17 protein-coding genes and 1 tRNA gene are annotated in these 15,446 nt (G+C 51.9%); 8 read left to right on the top strand and 10 right to left on the bottom strand.

All coding sequences use genetic code 11. The annotated features are described in order from the left end of the window. Window positions 1–47 precede the first annotated feature (47 nt). Window positions 48–680 (top strand): bifunctional 4-hydroxy-2-oxoglutarate aldolase/2-dehydro-3-deoxy-phosphogluconate aldolase, encoded by a 633-nt coding sequence (locus MYS68_RS05185; RefSeq protein ID WP_248924802.1) that lies wholly within the window; start codon window positions 48–50, stop codon window positions 678–680. A 144-nt stretch (window positions 681–824) separates the two neighbouring features. On the opposite strand, the gene MYS68_RS05180 is transcribed toward MYS68_RS05185, so the two are convergent. The 5 genes from MYS68_RS05180 to thiD form a co-directional block, all read right to left on the bottom strand. After that, the gene (locus MYS68_RS05180) at window positions 825–1,007 is read right to left on the bottom strand and encodes a hypothetical protein (RefSeq protein ID WP_248924801.1); all 183 of its coding nucleotides are present in this window, start codon (window positions 1,005–1,007) and stop codon (window positions 825–827) included. 202 nt (window positions 1,008–1,209) lie between these two features. Then, on the bottom strand, window positions 1,210–1,935 hold the full coding sequence (locus MYS68_RS05175) for a DUF899 domain-containing protein (protein ID WP_248930822.1): 726 nt from the start codon (window positions 1,933–1,935) through the stop codon (window positions 1,210–1,212). Between the two features lie 174 nt (window positions 1,936–2,109). Beyond that, window positions 2,110–2,742 (bottom strand): helix-turn-helix transcriptional regulator, encoded by a 633-nt coding sequence (locus tag MYS68_RS05170; RefSeq protein ID WP_248924800.1) that lies wholly within the window; start codon window positions 2,740–2,742, stop codon window positions 2,110–2,112. 117 nt (window positions 2,743–2,859) lie between these two features. Then, window positions 2,860–3,285: a DUF86 domain-containing protein gene (locus tag MYS68_RS05165; protein ID WP_248924799.1), complete on the bottom strand. Its 426-nt coding sequence runs from the start codon at window positions 3,283–3,285 to the stop codon at window positions 2,860–2,862. A gap of 128 nt (window positions 3,286–3,413) precedes the next feature. Further along, window positions 3,414–4,220 (bottom strand): bifunctional hydroxymethylpyrimidine kinase/phosphomethylpyrimidine kinase, encoded by an 807-nt coding sequence (gene thiD / locus MYS68_RS05160; protein ID WP_248924798.1) that lies wholly within the window; start codon window positions 4,218–4,220, stop codon window positions 3,414–3,416. Between the two features lie 176 nt (window positions 4,221–4,396). On the opposite strand from thiD, the gene MYS68_RS05155 reads away from it, so the two are divergent. After that, window positions 4,397–5,035, top strand: a complete 639-nt coding sequence (locus MYS68_RS05155) for a thiamine phosphate synthase (protein WP_248924797.1) — start codon at window positions 4,397–4,399, stop codon at window positions 5,033–5,035. Next, window positions 5,032–6,132 carry a glycine oxidase ThiO gene (gene thiO, locus MYS68_RS05150; RefSeq protein ID WP_248924796.1) on the top strand — a complete coding sequence of 367 codons (1,101 nt, stop codon included), beginning with the start codon at window positions 5,032–5,034 and terminating at the stop codon, window positions 6,130–6,132. The genes MYS68_RS05155 and thiO overlap by 4 nt, the downstream gene beginning before the upstream one ends. 5 nt (window positions 6,133–6,137) lie before the next feature. Here thiO and MYS68_RS05145 read toward each other — a convergent pair whose 3' ends face one another. Both MYS68_RS05145 and MYS68_RS05140 read right to left on the bottom strand, forming a co-directional pair. Further along, window positions 6,138–6,800, bottom strand: coding sequence for a tetratricopeptide repeat protein (locus MYS68_RS05145; protein WP_248924795.1), 663 nt, complete (start codon window positions 6,798–6,800; stop codon window positions 6,138–6,140). Between the two features lie 63 nt (window positions 6,801–6,863). Further along, window positions 6,864–9,311, bottom strand: a complete 2,448-nt coding sequence (locus MYS68_RS05140; RefSeq protein ID WP_248924794.1) for a S9 family peptidase — start codon at window positions 9,309–9,311, stop codon at window positions 6,864–6,866. A gap of 133 nt (window positions 9,312–9,444) precedes the next feature. Between MYS68_RS05140 and MYS68_RS05135 the strand changes: the two genes are divergently transcribed. Continuing rightward, a tRNA-Gln gene (locus tag MYS68_RS05135) sits at window positions 9,445–9,516 on the top strand. Window positions 9,517–9,615: 99 nt separating this feature from the next. Further along, a complete protein-coding gene (locus tag MYS68_RS05130; protein ID WP_248924793.1) occupies window positions 9,616–9,891 on the top strand; it encodes a hypothetical protein in 276 nt (91 codons plus the stop codon). A gap of 80 nt (window positions 9,892–9,971) precedes the next feature. Here MYS68_RS05130 and MYS68_RS05125 read toward each other — a convergent pair whose 3' ends face one another. From MYS68_RS05125 to MYS68_RS05115, 3 genes are read right to left on the bottom strand one after another with little or no spacing between them, the layout of a single operon-like run. Next, window positions 9,972–10,283: an ArsR/SmtB family transcription factor gene (locus tag MYS68_RS05125; protein WP_248924792.1), complete on the bottom strand. Its 312-nt coding sequence runs from the start codon at window positions 10,281–10,283 to the stop codon at window positions 9,972–9,974. 5 nt (window positions 10,284–10,288) lie between these two features. Then, a complete protein-coding gene (locus tag MYS68_RS05120) occupies window positions 10,289–10,813 on the bottom strand; it encodes an SRPBCC family protein (protein ID WP_248924791.1) in 525 nt (174 codons plus the stop codon). Window positions 10,814–10,832: 19 nt separating this feature from the next. After that, window positions 10,833–11,312, bottom strand: coding sequence for an SRPBCC family protein (locus tag MYS68_RS05115; RefSeq protein WP_248924790.1), 480 nt, complete (start codon window positions 11,310–11,312; stop codon window positions 10,833–10,835). Between the two features lie 620 nt (window positions 11,313–11,932). Between MYS68_RS05115 and MYS68_RS39040 the strand changes: the two genes are divergently transcribed. The 3 genes from MYS68_RS39040 to MYS68_RS05105 all read left to right on the top strand — a co-directional run bounded on the left by MYS68_RS39040 (window position 11,933) and on the right by MYS68_RS05105 (window position 15,158). Then, a complete protein-coding gene (locus MYS68_RS39040; RefSeq protein ID WP_420852092.1) occupies window positions 11,933–12,136 on the top strand; it encodes a DUF6431 domain-containing protein in 204 nt (67 codons plus the stop codon). Window positions 12,137–12,875: 739 nt separating this feature from the next. Beyond that, window positions 12,876–13,898, top strand: coding sequence for a hypothetical protein (locus MYS68_RS05110; RefSeq protein WP_248924789.1), 1,023 nt, complete (start codon window positions 12,876–12,878; stop codon window positions 13,896–13,898). A gap of 480 nt (window positions 13,899–14,378) precedes the next feature. After that, the gene (locus tag MYS68_RS05105) at window positions 14,379–15,158 is read left to right on the top strand and encodes a stalk domain-containing protein (RefSeq protein ID WP_248924788.1); all 780 of its coding nucleotides are present in this window, start codon (window positions 14,379–14,381) and stop codon (window positions 15,156–15,158) included. Window positions 15,159–15,446 lie beyond the last annotated feature (288 nt).

Genomic DNA, 15,446 nt, shown 5'->3' with positions numbered 1-15,446 from the left:
GAAAAGAATGGCATAATAGACCTATACATAAATGACGAGGTGGAGAAATGAACCGAGAGCAAGGGCTTGCTTTGATTGAAAAAACACGCATTATCGCCATCGTCCGGGGCGTAGAAGACGCGCATATGGACAACCTGGCCAAAGCGCTGTATGACGGCGGCATCCGGGCAATGGAAGTGACGATGAATACGCCGGGGGCGCTGGACATGATCCGCCGCCTGCAGGATCAAATGGGCGAGCAGATGTATATAGGCGCCGGGACGGTTATCGATCTGGACGACGCCAAGAAGGCGATCGCCGCCGGAGCATCGTATCTCGTGACGCCGAACTTGGACGAGGACGTGATCCGTTACGGCGTGGAGCAAGGCGTTCCCGTTTTCCCGGGCGCGATGACGCCGACGGAGATCGTGAAGGCGTGGAAGGCCGGCGCGACCGCCGTGAAAATTTTTCCCGGCGCCAGTCTCGGCATCGGCTATTTGAAGGAGCTGCAAGGGCCGCTGAACCATATCCCGATGGTCGCCGTCGGCGGCGTAAACGAGGACAACATCCGCCAGTTCATCGAAGCGGGATGTTATGGCCTCGGCATTGGCGGCTCGCTTGTGAATTTGAAGGAAATTCACAGCGGCAACTATGCATGGGTTACTGAAAAAGCGAAGCGGCTGCTGGAGCGGATGGTGTAGCGCTGCGCAGGCCCCGACGATAAAAGCAGCGGCAGCCGTGGACGAGATAAAAAGTCCCGGACTGCCGCTGGTTTGTTGAGCTAAACGTTGGTTCAATGATCAAGTTTACCTATCAATTTATGAGGCTCCTTAACGATTCTAAGATCACCAAGGACAAGGTCGGGCGATGCTTCCGCACGTAATAGGCGCACTGGCGAGATTTTGCAAAATAATCTCGCTGTCAACCGGCTTTCTTTCGGGCGTTTGCGCGCCGACCGGAATACACAACATTGCGGAAGCCGCCACACTAAATACAGTCGCTTTGATTACTTTTTTCACGTTTTTCATTTTATTACCTCCTCATTTTTTTCCTGACCGATCAGGATCGTTTTCACAATTCGTATCTTATCAAAGACGGAAGCAGGTCGATATACTTGATTTTTCGAGTATATGATACCTGCCCCTGATCAAAGAGACAGCGGCAGCCCGGAACGCGAAAATAAAGTTCCAGGCTGCCGCTGTATTGTTCAACTAACGCACCCGTTAGAGCTTAACGGACCTCTCCCGAACCGCAGCAGGAGTCCGTGCCCTTAGAGTATTCGTATTTATCATGGTGACGCCACCAAACGTAAGGTGGCGATTGCGGCCAGCCCTGGGGCGAATCCTCCCATGCCTCCTGCCGGCCGAACGGCGTCAGGTCGAGATAATTGAAATTGGCGTTCAGCCTGTCGGTGCCGCGATCCGTCGTAAAGTAGGTGCGATAGATGCTGTCGCCATCGCGGAGGAAAACGCTAAGGCAGGAAACCTCGCCCTTCTCGGTCGATGCCCCGAAATCATAGTTAAAATCGCTTTCATACGAGGAATACCATGGTATCGTCCAGCCCATGCGCTTCTTGAACGGTTCGATTTTATCCAGCGGCGCGCGGGAAATGAGTACCAGCGAGGTATCGCGCGCGCGCAAATGTGCGGGATGGCCTATTCCGTCAACCAGCATCGAGCAGCCCACGCAGCCCTCATTCCAACTCGGCGCGAACATGAAGTGGTATACGATGAGCTGTCTCCGTCCGTCGAAAAGATCAAGCAAGTTCGCCTTGCCCTCCGTACCCTCAAAAACATAATTTTTGTCGATCCGGACCATCGGCAGCCTTCTCCGCGCCGCGGCGAGCGCGTCCAACGCGCGGGTAACCTCCTTTTCCTTCTCCAGCAAATCTTTGCTAGCTGCCTGCCATTCCTCTTCGGAAACAATTTGGGGAAGCGCTAAATTCGTCAAATGAATCCTCCTCTCGTCATTTCGCCTTGTTTGAGTTCGTGCTGTTATGTGCACTTTAAGTTTATCAGTTCTTTCCGGCGCACATTTCTTCCCGATTGCTCATTTATAAACAGCTGTCATGCATCGCAAAGAAAAACCCGCCTTGCATGCTCCGCAATCGACCAAAGCATGCAAAACGGGTTATTTATTATCATGAATGATATAAACGCATTTCGTGCCGCCCTTGGCGAGGCATTCGGTCCTCTCGACGTCCGCTTTCAGCAAATGCTCGAACATCGTCAGCTCGCAGGTGCAGGCATGATTGTACTGGTTCGCCACTTGCGAAATCGGGCAGTTGTGCTCCTTCAGCACGTAATCGCCGCTTTCCCCGCGTTCCCACTGCACCATGTAGCCGTTGGCATTCTGGATCTCGGCGAGTTCGGCCACCCGCTCCTCAAGATCTTTGCCCTCCATGCGGCCCTCGTAACGGCTGATCAGCTTCTCCTTGCGCTTGTCGAAAAGCCGTTCAACCTGCTCCTCCCCGGCTTCCGCCGCCAGTTCCCCCAGCAGATCGAGAGTCAAATGATGATATTTCTTCGGAAACAAGTCGTCCGCCTGCTCGGTTAATGAATACAAATGCGTAGGCCGCCCCATAGCTTGCCGGACGAGCTTCGACTCGATGAGGCCGTCTCTCTCCAGCGTATTCAGATGGCGACGCACGGCCATTTCAGTAATCCCCAGCTCCCTGGCCATATCGTTAACGGTCATGGAAGCTCTCGTTTTCAGCATCGTCAAAATCAGCTTGCGTGTCGAGGAATCCTGCTCCTGGTTCATGCGGTCACCCCTTTGTGTCGAAATATCTGCAGCCTCGAATTATTTTCATTTTACCCGATTCGGACAAATAAGTAAATTAACAAACATATATGTTTCGAAAATACGTAAATTTTGGCGCTACACCATTTCTTTGCGTATAAATACCGGGACCGCTTCGGCAAACCGCTTCAGGACGGCCGGCAGCTTCGGCGTCACCGGTTGAAGCTTTTCCCGCGGAAAACCGATGTACTCCTGCACCATCGGCTTGCGCAGCTTGACTAGCTCCGTCAGCACGCCCGCTACCTCCTGGGTAAAGACGCCCTCACCCGCCAAAATGTCGACAATATCCTCGTAGCTGCTCGCATCGCGCATCATGAAGCCGTCGATCAGAAGACTTCCGACATCGGTGACCGTCTCGATCGCAAGATGCAGCGCCCGCTCCTGGGCGCAGTGCTGAATCGGATCGGTCTCGGACCAGCCGGACGCGAGCTTCTCCAGCACGTCGCAGATCCACGGGATAAACGACAGCCGTTCGTCAATTTGCTGTTGATTAACGTAGTACATGGGTTAAGATCTCCGTTTCCTTTTTTTCCATTTCGCCCAAAGCAGCACGGCGGCAAAAGTGACGATCAGCAAAAAGATCAGCAGCACCGACTGCATCAAATATTCGTAGCTCACCTTATGTCCCTCCGTTACCGCTGCATTTTGCGCCAGTAGGCCCAATGATTCGTCGGCCCGTGTCCGCCGCCGATTCCGAGCTCGTCCCGAATCGCTTCCGTAATAAAAGCTTTGGCCGTCTCCACAGCGGCGGCAAGCGGCTGCCCCTTCGCCAGCCCGGCGGTGATTGCGGCGGAAAATGTGCAGCCCGTGCCGTGCGTGTGGCGCGTCTCATAACGCTCGGCCGTCAGCAGCCGAAACTCGCTGCCGTCGTACATCACGTCGGTCGGCTCGCCTTCCATGTGCCCGCCCTTGACGATGGCCGCGCGCGCTCCGAACTGCTCGACGATGCATTTCGCCGCGTCTTTCATATCGGCGAGGGTCGCGATGCTCTTGCCGGTAATAACCTCCGCCTCGGGAATGTTCGGCGTGACCACCGCAGCCAGCGGCAGCAGCAGCGTGCGCAGCGCATCCTGAGCGCTTTGCGCGAGCAGCGAGGCGCCGCCCTTGGCGACCATCACCGGATCGACGACGAAGCGGCTGACGCCGTATTGCTTGATTTTCGCCGCGACGAGCTCGATCACCTCCGGCTGCGACAGCATGCCGGTTTTCGCAGCGTCGACGCCGATGTCGGTGATGACGGCGTCGAGCTGCTTTTCGATGCCTTCGAGCGGAATATCGTAGATGCCGTGGACGCCGAGCGTATTCTGCGCCGTGATCGCCGTGATCGCGGACATGCCGTACACCTCGAGCATCTGGAACGTTTTCAGATCGGCTTGGATGCCCGCGCCGCCGCCGCTGTCCGAGCCTGCGATCGTCAGCGCTTTATATGGTTGCGTCATTTGCGAAGTCCCCTTTGCGTTTCGTGCTCTTTGCATTCTAAATTCCAGTTTAGCTTGGGCTCTACGCAGCGTCAAGCCGATGAACTTTTTATGAAAGCTCGGCAAACCGCTTTACGAATATATTCCCCGCTTGCTATGATGTAGGCAACATGATTAGACAAGATGGGGAGCTTGGTATGCGTAAACACGCGCTGCATTTGGTGACGACCGGGCGGCAGGAGCTGGAGGAGACGCTTGCCGTCCTTAGCCGCTGCGATTCCGCGCTGATCGACGTCGTGCATATCCGTGAAAAACACCGCACCGCGCGCGACATCATGCGCTGGCACCACGCACTGGCCGAAGCGCTGCCGCACACACGCATCTACATTAACGATCGCGTCGACGCGGCTGCCGCAGTGGATGCGCCCGGGGTGCAGCTCGGCTACGCGAGTGTGCCGCCGGCGACGGCGCGGCGAATGCTTGTGGCCGGCACGCGGATCGGCCGCTCGGTCCACTCCGCGGCCGAGGCGGAAGAGGCGCAGGCCGCCGGCGCCGACTTTGTGATCTTCGGCCACGTCTACGCGACCGGCTCGAAGGAAGGGCTTGCGCCGCGCGGCCCGGAGGCGCTGGCGGACGTCGTACGCGCTGTGGACGTCCCGGTCATCGCGATCGGCGGCATCGAGCCGGACAAGGTCGGCGAAGTGCTGTCCACGGGGGCGGCCGGCATCGCCGTCATGTCATCCGTTTTTTTCCATGCCGATCCGGGGCGGCAGGCGGCCTTATTCCGGGCCGCACTCGATAGCAGCACTCATACACCGAGGAGGCTTTTCACATGAATCGATCTACGTCCGCAATCGTTATAGGCGGCGGCATTATCGGCTGCACCGTCGCCCTGGAGCTGGCGAAGCGCAATATGCACGTGACCGTGCTGGACAAAGGCGCGCTCGGACAGGAGGCGTCCACTGCAGCGGCGGGCATGCTCGGCGCCCAGGTGGAAACTCACCATCCCGGCCCGTTTTACGAGCTGTGCGCAGCCAGCCAGCAAATGTACCGGGAGTGGGCGCGGGAGCTGCAGGAAATCAGCGGCGTATCGCCGCAATACATAGAGCAAGGCATCGTGCGCGTCGCGCTGACGGAAGAAGACGAGGCGGAGCTGAGAAGCCGTCTTCCGTGGATACGGAACGCGGAATGGATCGACGGCGCGGATGCTCGCAGCCTGGAGCCGGCGATCGCCGACGCGGCGCGGGGCGGGCTGTATTTCGGCCGCGACCATCAGGTGCATCCGATCCACCTGATGAACGCGCTGCGCGCCGCCCTGAGCAGGATCGGCTGTGAGGCCCGCGAATGGACGCCGGCGCTGCGCCTCATCGTGCGGGACGGCCGCGTCACCGGCGTCAAAACGACGGACGGCGATCTGTATGCCGACCATACCGTGCTGGCCGCGGGAGCCTGGAGCCCTGCGCTGCTGGAGCCGCTCGCCGTCAAGCTGCCGCTGTTTCCGGTGCGCGGCCAGTGCATCTCGGTGCGAACCGATGCACCGCCGATCGTGCGCACCGTTTTCACAAAAGGCTGCTATATTGTTCCGAAGCAGGACGGCACGCTGCTCATCGGCGCGACGCAGGAGGAAGCCGGGTTCAATAAAAAAACGACCGTATCGGTCGTTAGCGAGCTGCACCGGCGGGCCACCGCCCTGCTTCCGGCCTTAAGCGGCGCTGAATTTGTCTCGACGTGGGCCGGGCTGCGCCCGGGCACGCCGGACGGCCTGCCCTATATGGGGCAGCTGCAGGAAGCGCCCGGCCTGACGTTCGCGACAGGCCACTTCCGCAACGGCATCCTGCTTGCGCCGGTCACCGGCAAGCTGGTCGCAGGGCTGTTGGACGGCGATCAGCCCGCCTTGGACTTATCGCCATTTTCCCCGGAACGGGTGCAATGATGTCATTATTGAAAGCGGGCCAGAAGCGCGTAGCGGCGTTCGGTCCGCTTTTTATATTTCGGCAAGCCCCGATAAATATCGATCGTCTCGCGAAACGCGCGGCGCGCCTCGTCTTCCCGGCCAAGCCGTTTGTACAGCTTGCCGAGCCGGTAATACGCTTCGCACGACGACGAATGCTGCTCGCCGAACTGCTTCAAATAGCGGATCGCCTTCTCCGGGTCGCTGCCCGCAAACGCCTCCCCGAGCCGCAAATACGGCTCTCCGAACTTGACCCGCGGGTTCAGCTCCAGCGCCTTGACGATCAACTGCTCGCCGCGCTCGGCCTCTCCGAGCTTCAAGCAGCATATCCCCAGCTCGCACAGCACATCCGCCGATCCGTCATCGGCATCGGCCAGCTCCTCCAGCAGCTTTTTCGCTTCCGCATACTGCTTCAGCTCCATCCGTACGCGCGCCGCCTCCAGCTTAGCCGACCGGTTGTGCGGATTCAGACTCAGGTCGGTGCGCAGCGCCGACAGCTTGCGCCGCAGCGCAAAGGGCCTGACCACGCTAGGCGTCATCCCGACAAACCTCCTGTCAAGCACATACAGGATGACCAGCAGCACCAGAAGCGCCACAAACGGATTGCCGATCACCCACCACAGCAGCGAAAAAATAAGTACCTTGCTCATTGCAAAATGTTCACCTCGCAAAAAATTAAGAAGTCCGGCGGTTCACCGGACTTCCGGAACGCGTCAATTGCCGTTTTTCAAATGATTGTCCAAAAACTTCAGCAGCGCCGTATAAAAGTCGATGCGGTTATCCAGGCTGCGAAAGCCGTGTCCTTCGCCGTTTTTGATCATATAAGAGGCATCGATGCCGTTTTTCCGCAATGCCATGACCATCTGATCCGACTCTTTTTTGTTCACCCTCGGATCGTCGGCTCCCTGCACAAACAGGATAGGCGCCTTAATATTGTCGACGTGCAGCACCGGAGAATAAGCGTCCATCATCTGCTTATCCTTCTCCGGGTCTCCCACCCGCGCGTACATCACGCCGCGGTCCGGCTCCCAATAAGGCGGCATCGAGTCCAGGAACGTCGTCAAGCTGGAAGGCCCCATATAATCGACTCCCGCCGCATACAAGTCGGGCGTAAAAGTCATGCCCGCGAGCGCTGCATACCCTCCGTACGAAGCTCCGTAGATAGCGATTTTTTTCGGATTGGCGATCCCTTCGCGAATGAGCCACTGAACCCCGTCGGTAATGTCGTTTTGCATAGTTTGTCCCCATTGCTTGTTGCCGGCGTTAAAAAACGCCTTGCCGTACCCGGTCGAGCCGCGGAAGTTCACCTGCAGCACCGCATAGCCGCGGCTTGCGAGCAGCTGCACCTCCGGATCGAAGCCCCACGAGTCCCTCAACCACGGACCGCCATGCGGAAGCATGACGACAGGCAAATTTTTCGGCTCCGCACCTTTCGGTACGGTCAAATATCCGTGGATTGTCAATCCGTCGCGCGACGAGTACGAGACCGCCTTCATTTCCGCCATTTTGCTCTTGTCCAGCCATGGCCTGACATCGGCGATTTTTTCCAGCTCCTTCGTTTTGCGGTTATAAAAATAATAAGTCCCCGCGGAAACGTCGCTGATCGTTTTCAGCTTGACCTTCGTATCAGGCAGCGGGTTGCCCAAAATGACAAATTGCTGTCCGGACAGTTTATCGGAAATTTCCTTATTCAACTCTTCGAACTCTTTGTCGAGATAATGGTAATGAAGCTTATCGGTTTCATATTCCACCGCGAGAATCGTTTTCTTTTTATAGGAAAAAACGAAATCGGTCACGTCCGCGTCTTTGTTTTCGTAAATCGTCTCGATGATCTGTTTCGTATTGAGGCCGAATTTGACCAGAGCGAGCTTATCGCGGCCGATGTTGGAGAGGGCATACAGCTCGCTGCCGTCAAGCGAGAACTGCACCGGAATGAACGAATCTCCGAAGCTAGCCGTTAACAACGGCGTAAAAGGCCCCGTTTCCTTGTCTCTGTACAAAACTTTCGTATCGGTCCCTTCGGTAGCCATGGCGATTCTGACCCTGCCGTAAATATCGGAAAGCCAGCTCGTCACATTGCCCGGATTTTCTACGACCAGCTTGAGCTCCCCCGTTTTCGTGTTCAGGTTGTACACATCGAATAATCGGGACGATATTTTATTCAAGCGGATGAGCAGATCGTCCTCATGGCCGTCCAAATAGGAGATATTGTCCATCAATTCGGCCCGCTTGCCATCAAAAGGAGTCAAGTCCTTATCCTCCGTGCCGTCGGCGTTCACTGAATGGATATGGAAATTTTCCGTGCCGTACAGGTCGGTCATGTAAACGATTCTTTCGTCGCTAAACCAGAAAAACCCGACGATTTCCCGTTTCTCCAAACGCGTTACACGCGTTCCCTCGTCTTCCCCGGCTTTTTTTACATACAGTTGGTTATGGTTGTTGTACGTTTGCACGTATGCGGTCAGCTTGCCGTTCGGCGAAACGTCGTAACCGGTGCGGTCGGAACCGCGCAGGAAGTCTGTGAGCGGTATTTCCTGCCCGTTCTGTTCGCTTTGCGGCATCGCCCGGTTTAAAAACAATACGAGCTGCGCGCGCGTCACCTGATTTTTCGGCATATATTCGGACTGCTCGGTAATGAAATTTTGCTTCAACCGGACGACATCGTCGTAGTGGCTGGAGCCGATCGCCGCTTCATCCTTAAACCAGACGTTGAGGCCGTTGTCCTTAAGCTGGAAAGCGCGCACAAGCAGGCTGGCCATCTGTTCACGGGTCAGTAAGGCGTCCGGCGAGAACTTGCCCTGATCTCCCTGAACAACGCCTTTTTCTTTCAAAGCGTTGACCGCCGGAGCCAGACTGCTGCCGGGAGCAACGTCGGAAAAGCCGTTTAACGAAGCGGGCTTCGGCAGGCTCAGCGCCTTGCTCAGCCATAATGCCGCAACTCCTCGGGTAATCGGCTCGTCGGGCTGAAATACGCCGTCCGCCGTCCCTTCGACGATCCCCTTTTGCGATAATTTGGCGATTTCTTTAGCTGCATAATGGTCGGCCGGCACATCTTTATACCCGGTCGACGCTGCTGCCTGAACGCCGGCAGGCATTGCAAAAACGGCAAGCTGAGCGGTGAGCAGCAGCATTGCGGCGAAAAACTGAAATAAACGTCTCATGAAAAGCTCCCTTTTCCCCCGAGGGATCGATATGCAGAACATGTATATTATAAGTCATTTTAGCAATTATAGGTATTTTCTTTTTTTTTTAAGTACATATTGCTTTAAAAAACGGGTCATACTATGTTTGCGTTGGGAATTAGCCAAGCGGTAAGGCAACGGACTTTGACTCCGTCATGCCTAGGTTCGAATCCTAGATTCCCAGTCATTCAAGGCGCCTTCCTTTTTCGGGGAGGCGCTTTTTCCTTTGCGTCCGTTTATGATATAGTCATATGGTGAAAGGTTTACTTCCGGGGGGATACGTATGAACGAAAAAAAAGCGGCCGTTTGGCGCAAAAGAAGAGAACTGGGCAGAAAAAGATACGTTTTGCTGAACGGGTTGATCACTTGGGGGCTGCTTGCGACAGTGCTGTTCTCCGCCATTGAATGGTTATCGCAGGGCGCCGTGAACTGGCGTTGGGTCGTTGCCCGGCTCGTCGTATTCGGGTTTATCGGCTCCTTCATCACGAATATCAAGTGGAATTCCGCCGAACATCAGCTGACGGAGTATGAACAGCAGACGGCTTCCGGCCGCGGGTAACCGACGGCATAAAGCCACGGGCAGAAGGGCAACCTTCCGCCCATGGCTTCGCTTAAGTCGCGATCATTTACGCGAAACGACTATTCCTCACGATCGAGCAAGGCTTCAAGATCGTCAAGCTTTTCGGACCAGAAATGCCGATACGACTCCAGCCATTGGTCGATTTCCCGAAGCGGCTCCGGTCGTATGGAATAGATGCTTTTTTGAGAAACCGATCGTACTGCAACCAAACCGGCTTCCCGCATGATTCTAAGGTGCTTGGAAACTCCCGGCTGACTTAACCGGCATATGTCCACCAGCTCTCCCACCGAACGCTCGCGAATGCGAAGCAGGTCCAGGATAGTTCGTCTGTGCGGTTCCGCCAAAATTTCAAAAACATTTCTAGGTGTCATTATCTCTACTCCAGCTCACTTGTGCGTCTCGTGAAATTGTCCGTTCGTTTCGTGTACTGCTCTGTCATCGGCTTCTCCAATTGATGCCTCGGAACGACGCCGTACGTAACCCCATGCTCCAAGTAATATTTAAGCAAAGTCAATGCTTCTCCCCATCCGACCGCGCAATCGGCGAACGCCTTCAAGTCCGTGTCGGTTTGTTTATAGCCCGACTCCACTAATGAAACCAAAGTCCCTCCACCGAGTTTTTCCAATTGGAAGGAAATCGTCGTCGTCGATTCGCCCGGTGTCCACTGATAAACGAACTTCTCTTCGGGTACCGCTTCCAAAACCGTTCCGCCATCCTCAAGCGTAATATGGTCGGGTCCGAAATCCTTGAACCGAAAATGAATCGTTCCGCCCGGTCTCGCATCGACGGTCGTACCTTGCGTAAACCACGCATCCCACCCCGTTCCGGTTGCAATCGCATCATACACTTTGTCAGGCGTCGCGTTTATAAACGTGCGATGGTGAATAGAGAGCGTCTCCATCTTTTTCCTCCTCCTGCCTTCAGGTCATAAAAGAAGCATATTTCTCGCGCCATTCCTTCACGCGCTCCCAAGGGAAAACGGTAAACTGATCATTCAGAACGACATCCAGCACTTCAAGATGCACATGCCAGCCCGCCAAAAAATCGGGGACAACGGCGGATTCGAAAAAGGTATGTGTCAGATAAAGAAGACAGCCTTCGCCATCGTCCTTTAATCTCCATCGCACCACGGAGTATCCCGACGTTTGCTCCAGCCATGTGTACTCCAACTCATACGGCGGGTCGACTTTGGTGAACTTGCCCTGTACGAGATCTCCATTTTCCCACCGAAACGCAAGTTGGCCATCCACATTCAAGTCCATCTCCGACTGCGCGGTTAACCATTTGGCAATCTGCTCCGGAGTCGTGAGGGCCCTCCATACTTTTTCCACCGGATGCTTCAAATGCCGCTCGAAGCTAACGACATGGCGCCCGTCAATATGCGAAATTTTTCCGTCCATAACGATCCCCCCGACAATTAGATTTATTCTCGACACTCATTACATTACCATACGTTTATATAACTGTAAAGAAATGAAATGGGCAAGTAAAAAGTCTCTCCTCATTGCAACCGGAGAGACTTCTGAAAAATAAGAAGTCGTTTGAGGAAACGATTCTGTTCAAGTAGGAGCGGCATTATTTCTCTCCGAAAACCTGCTCCTTTCACGCTGCTGGATAGAGTCAGAGGGTTAAAGTTTAATGATGCCATGAGTCAAGTAGGCCTCTCCATGTTAATAGGTTAGTCTATACAACCGATCATCACATTTCCCTCAGCTTCTTGTCAAATCAAGCTCTCGAATGGTTTTTGAAACCATCATAAAAATTACCCATTTCATATTTTACTTGGACAACGATAAAAATGACGTCTAATAAATCGGCGGCCTAGGACAAGCGGCTGCCTTCTCATTTCTGTTGCCACTGGAAGATAATGCCCAATTGCTGGCGGGATTGCCTGTCCGAGAGTTGCTGAATATAATGACCGTATCTCAGAAAAGGAAAAGGATGCTTCCCATGGATAAGGACCTGCGGCAACAGGCTCACGGGATGCATCCCGAACTCAACATGATCATTGTTTCAAAGTATGAGCTGGATGAGAAGTCATCCGGCGTTTTTTGTTCGGTGTGCAGAAGTGGTACCTTCTCCCTGTTGCGGGGAAGAGCTTAGAATCATTGGGAACAGGAAACGGAAGCTTACAAGTGAAGACGGGGAAAGCCGTGTGCTGGTAGTCCGTCGGCTGCGTTGTTCTGGGTGCCGGAGAATTATCGTAATTCTCCCTTTCGCTTAGTCACAAGCGGACGGCTTGTCCGTCACCATCAGGACAACTTAGCCCTTGTTAATCACATTATCTGACGGCGATTTCGGAACCGACAATGACGGTGACGAATCAAAGATAGGAACCGCCATTGGCGTGCCGAATTAACCCTCTTCCGTCCCCCAAAGGGGAAATGCAGCGAGCATGCCCCTGCACCCCATCACTCGCCATGCGGCGACTCCAACATGAATGCTGGGCTTTAATCAGTGTTGGCGCATGGCTCCGGCTGTCAAGGTACAGGGCGTACCTTGACAGACTTACTTGTACGTCATCAGACGATCGTTATTAAGACAAAGACGGTTTTAATTGATTCATATTACCGTCATTCAATAATTGACATTTTGGCGAATTCACCAACAAATAAAATGACATTCAACACCATATCTGTTGATATTCCTCAAACGAAGGATGTTAATGAGAACTTAGAGTTATTGAAACACATGAACCTAAATCCCACAAAACGGTATTATTCTATCTGTTTTAACACACGGAGTGGATTTCTCTAATATCTGTATTCTCTTTCTTGAATCTATAAAGTTGAGCCCTTTTTTTAATTACTATGTTATTCCCCCAAGAGCATGTAAATTGTTTTTCATACATTGATTTTGAGATTGGCGCCAATCTTTCATTCCAGTTAACAGATTATGAGAATGTATCGTAGAAGTAAATGGTAATTCAGTCACCACGAATTGAAGTTTATGGAGGTAACGCTATGGCATCGTTTGTTTATAATGTACCTGCAGCAGCTCGCTCGCCAATTAAAGCACCAAAAGGAAATAGCACTGTATATCAAGGCGGTGGCTATTTGTTCTATTGCGACAATCCAGAAACAATTCGTCCCAGTGATCTGGCGGATGCAGGTAGATACCTTAATCAGGCATACGTCAACGGTGCTGGTCAGGTGTATTTGTGGCACGAGAATGGAACACCAGGAACTATCACTCATTGTCTCCTTATTTATAATCCTAACAATCATTCTATCACTGTATCGTCCAGTAATTATGGAAAAACCAACGGTAATGGACTCAGTGATACACAGGCATGGGCTGATTATTTTGCTGGAAATTCCACATCGATCCAAATAGCTCCCAATCAATGGGGATCATTGTTTTCACAAAATGTCAACTCCGGGCATAACGTTGGCATTGTCGCTCGTACCAACATCACGAATAGTAGTACTGGAGCTGCTAGTACTGCTGTCTTCTATGATTTAGCTTACGTCAGCAATTCCTCGGGTGCTACAGAATTTTCTGATTCCGACGGTACAGGAAGACCAAGAGGAGTAGGTTCGGCCTTTTATCTCACGATTAATCTGGATACCATTGCTCCTACTACTACTGATGGTATTGCTTATGGGATGGCTGCTGGCAACAGCAACGATATTTTCGGCACCAGTGACTTGGTTTGGGTTTCTGGCCAAAATCCTGGTTATATACTTGGAAATTACGGAATCCAACATAGTATCACGATGAAAGTGCGAAATGATTTTAGTCAGGCAAAAAATTTCTATATCTATTTTGGGACCAATGTAATTTCATCACCTGAGTCTTTTGCCTTTCCTGTTGTTAATATGTACGGGTACACAAATCTGGCAAACTGGATCAATGGTGGGAGATATGTAGATTTAATTCAAACCGGTGAAATTAGTCCTGGGAGCACAGCGACAGTATCGTTTTTCATGGTGGTTGGGGCCATTTCCTCCACTCCGTGGTTCATCGGAGCTCGTCCAGTTTAAAAAATCAAAATAATAAAAGATGACCTGTGAGTTGGCACTTTAAAAAGGTGACCTAACACGGGTCATTTTTATTAATGCTGAAAACAGTAAGATGGATGGTTGCCTTGAGAATTAAATCAAATAATAGAATTCAATATGAAAATCTTGTAATAGGCTTTATACGTCTATGGATCGAAAAATCGGGCATAGCCGATAGAAGAAGTCTTCAATATGAACTGTGTTTTTTATTGATTTCCATAACTTGTAACGTTGTTACCTCTAGTAAATCGAGCAAAAGATCAGTAAAATTATTAGGGATTTCTCATTCCCTCTGGTGGATTGGTCGAACATATTTCAATTTTATTAAAGTTCGCATAATCTTTTATGATTTTTCAAATACTATTTTTGTATAGAGCCCAAATTTGATTTTTTTGTGAAACAAAAACTGTTTCGAAAGCGTTATTAATGTTGATCAATTGAAAATCCAAGGAGTGATGGCTTGTGAAAAAATTTGTGATGGGGCTTTTATGCGGGGCTGCTTTATCCATGTCAACGGTCGTTATAGCTTCCGATAGCATTCAAGCTATTTTATTCCCCAGCAAAATTACATTTCAGGTGAAAGGAAATCAAGCTGTCTTAGATACAAGCGAGAATCCTGTTCTGAATTATAATAATAAAACCTATATTCCTCTACGTGCTTTTGCAGAGGCTATGGGCGCTAACGTTGATTTTGTTTCAGGGTCGGAAGCGGCGGATCACTTGAACCTCATAACTGTTTCAAGCAATGAGTATAAGCTAATTCAATATGGACCGGATGATAATATATCCCCTGCTAATGCGGTTTATACTCCCTTAGGCGTGGGATTGGGACTTCCTGATGAGTATCGTCGAAACTCGGACCAACTGAGCATTGAAAATACGAATAACTTTGTTTTTTCTGTGATCAACAGAACAAACGATAACTTGCTTGTAGATCCTTCAACCACTTTGGCCTTGGAGGTATATACAGCACCGGAAGGTGTGGAGGATCAACTTGTATATCGATATGTTATTCCGCAAATTCCAAGACCTATCCCAAGCAGATCAAGTTATACTTTTACCATCCCGTGGAATCAAACTGGTTCAAATGGAAAAAAAATAGAGCCCGGCCGTTACATTGTTAAATTAGCCAAGCCCGAAAACATTAATTATCAGGTTGAAGGAGATAGCGACACGAAATCTGTACCAAGCTATGTGGATATGAGGTATGGACCAAGAAATTATATCGTAAATTACCAATAAAAATTACCAGATTTTAAGCCCATGCTTATGAGCGTTCATAACAAAAGATAGAGGAATTGCCTACTCATTGACTTATGAGAAAGATTCCCAAATAGGAATATGGTTTTTTTTGTTGTTCTCCAGAATCGAATGATAAAGCGTGTTCGGCAAGGAAATTCAGCGTCAGCCGAATCGTGCCGTACAAACGCGGACTTGAAGCGAGTACCTCCTCCTTCGGGCGGGTTCAGGGCGCTTGTGGCGCCTGGGGTCCCCCTTAGGGGGGATTTAGGGGGTGATTTTTAGGGATCT

It is taken from the genome of Paenibacillus hamazuiensis (assembly GCF_023276405.1).
Lineage (GTDB): Bacteria > Bacillota > Bacilli > Paenibacillales > NBRC-103111 > Paenibacillus_AF > Paenibacillus_AF hamazuiensis.
This window is presented reverse-complemented; position numbering and strand designations above follow the sequence as displayed.

What these genes read in the sequence shown, in the direction of transcription:
- thiO (WP_248924796.1), top strand. Translation starts at nt 5,032, where the DNA reads ATGAATCGATCTACGTCCGCAATCGTTATAGGCGGCGGCATTATCGGC.
- MYS68_RS05145 (WP_248924795.1), bottom strand. Translation starts at nt 6,800, where the DNA reads ATGAGCAAGGTACTTATTTTTTCGCTGCTGTGGTGGGTGATCGGCAAT.
- MYS68_RS05115 (WP_248924790.1), bottom strand. Translation starts at nt 11,312, where the DNA reads ATGGACGGAAAAATTTCGCATATTGACGGGCGCCATGTCGTTAGCTTC.
- MYS68_RS05140 (WP_248924794.1), bottom strand. Translation starts at nt 9,311, where the DNA reads ATGAGACGTTTATTTCAGTTTTTCGCCGCAATGCTGCTGCTCACCGCT.
- MYS68_RS05120 (WP_248924791.1), bottom strand. Translation starts at nt 10,813, where the DNA reads ATGGAGACGCTCTCTATTCACCATCGCACGTTTATAAACGCGACGCCT.
- MYS68_RS39040 (WP_420852092.1), top strand. Translation starts at nt 11,933, where the DNA reads ATGAGCTGGATGAGAAGTCATCCGGCGTTTTTTGTTCGGTGTGCAGAA.
- MYS68_RS05110 (WP_248924789.1), top strand. Translation starts at nt 12,876, where the DNA reads ATGGCATCGTTTGTTTATAATGTACCTGCAGCAGCTCGCTCGCCAATT.
- MYS68_RS05180 (WP_248924801.1), bottom strand. Translation starts at nt 1,007, where the DNA reads ATGAAAAACGTGAAAAAAGTAATCAAAGCGACTGTATTTAGTGTGGCG.
- MYS68_RS05170 (WP_248924800.1), bottom strand. Translation starts at nt 2,742, where the DNA reads ATGAACCAGGAGCAGGATTCCTCGACACGCAAGCTGATTTTGACGATG.
- MYS68_RS05185 (WP_248924802.1), top strand. Translation starts at nt 48, where the DNA reads ATGAACCGAGAGCAAGGGCTTGCTTTGATTGAAAAAACACGCATTATC.
- MYS68_RS05130 (WP_248924793.1), top strand. Translation starts at nt 9,616, where the DNA reads ATGAACGAAAAAAAAGCGGCCGTTTGGCGCAAAAGAAGAGAACTGGGC.
- MYS68_RS05155 (WP_248924797.1), top strand. Translation starts at nt 4,397, where the DNA reads ATGCGTAAACACGCGCTGCATTTGGTGACGACCGGGCGGCAGGAGCTG.
- MYS68_RS05125 (WP_248924792.1), bottom strand. Translation starts at nt 10,283, where the DNA reads ATGACACCTAGAAATGTTTTTGAAATTTTGGCGGAACCGCACAGACGA.
- thiD (WP_248924798.1), bottom strand. Translation starts at nt 4,220, where the DNA reads ATGACGCAACCATATAAAGCGCTGACGATCGCAGGCTCGGACAGCGGC.
- MYS68_RS05165 (WP_248924799.1), bottom strand. Translation starts at nt 3,285, where the DNA reads ATGTACTACGTTAATCAACAGCAAATTGACGAACGGCTGTCGTTTATC.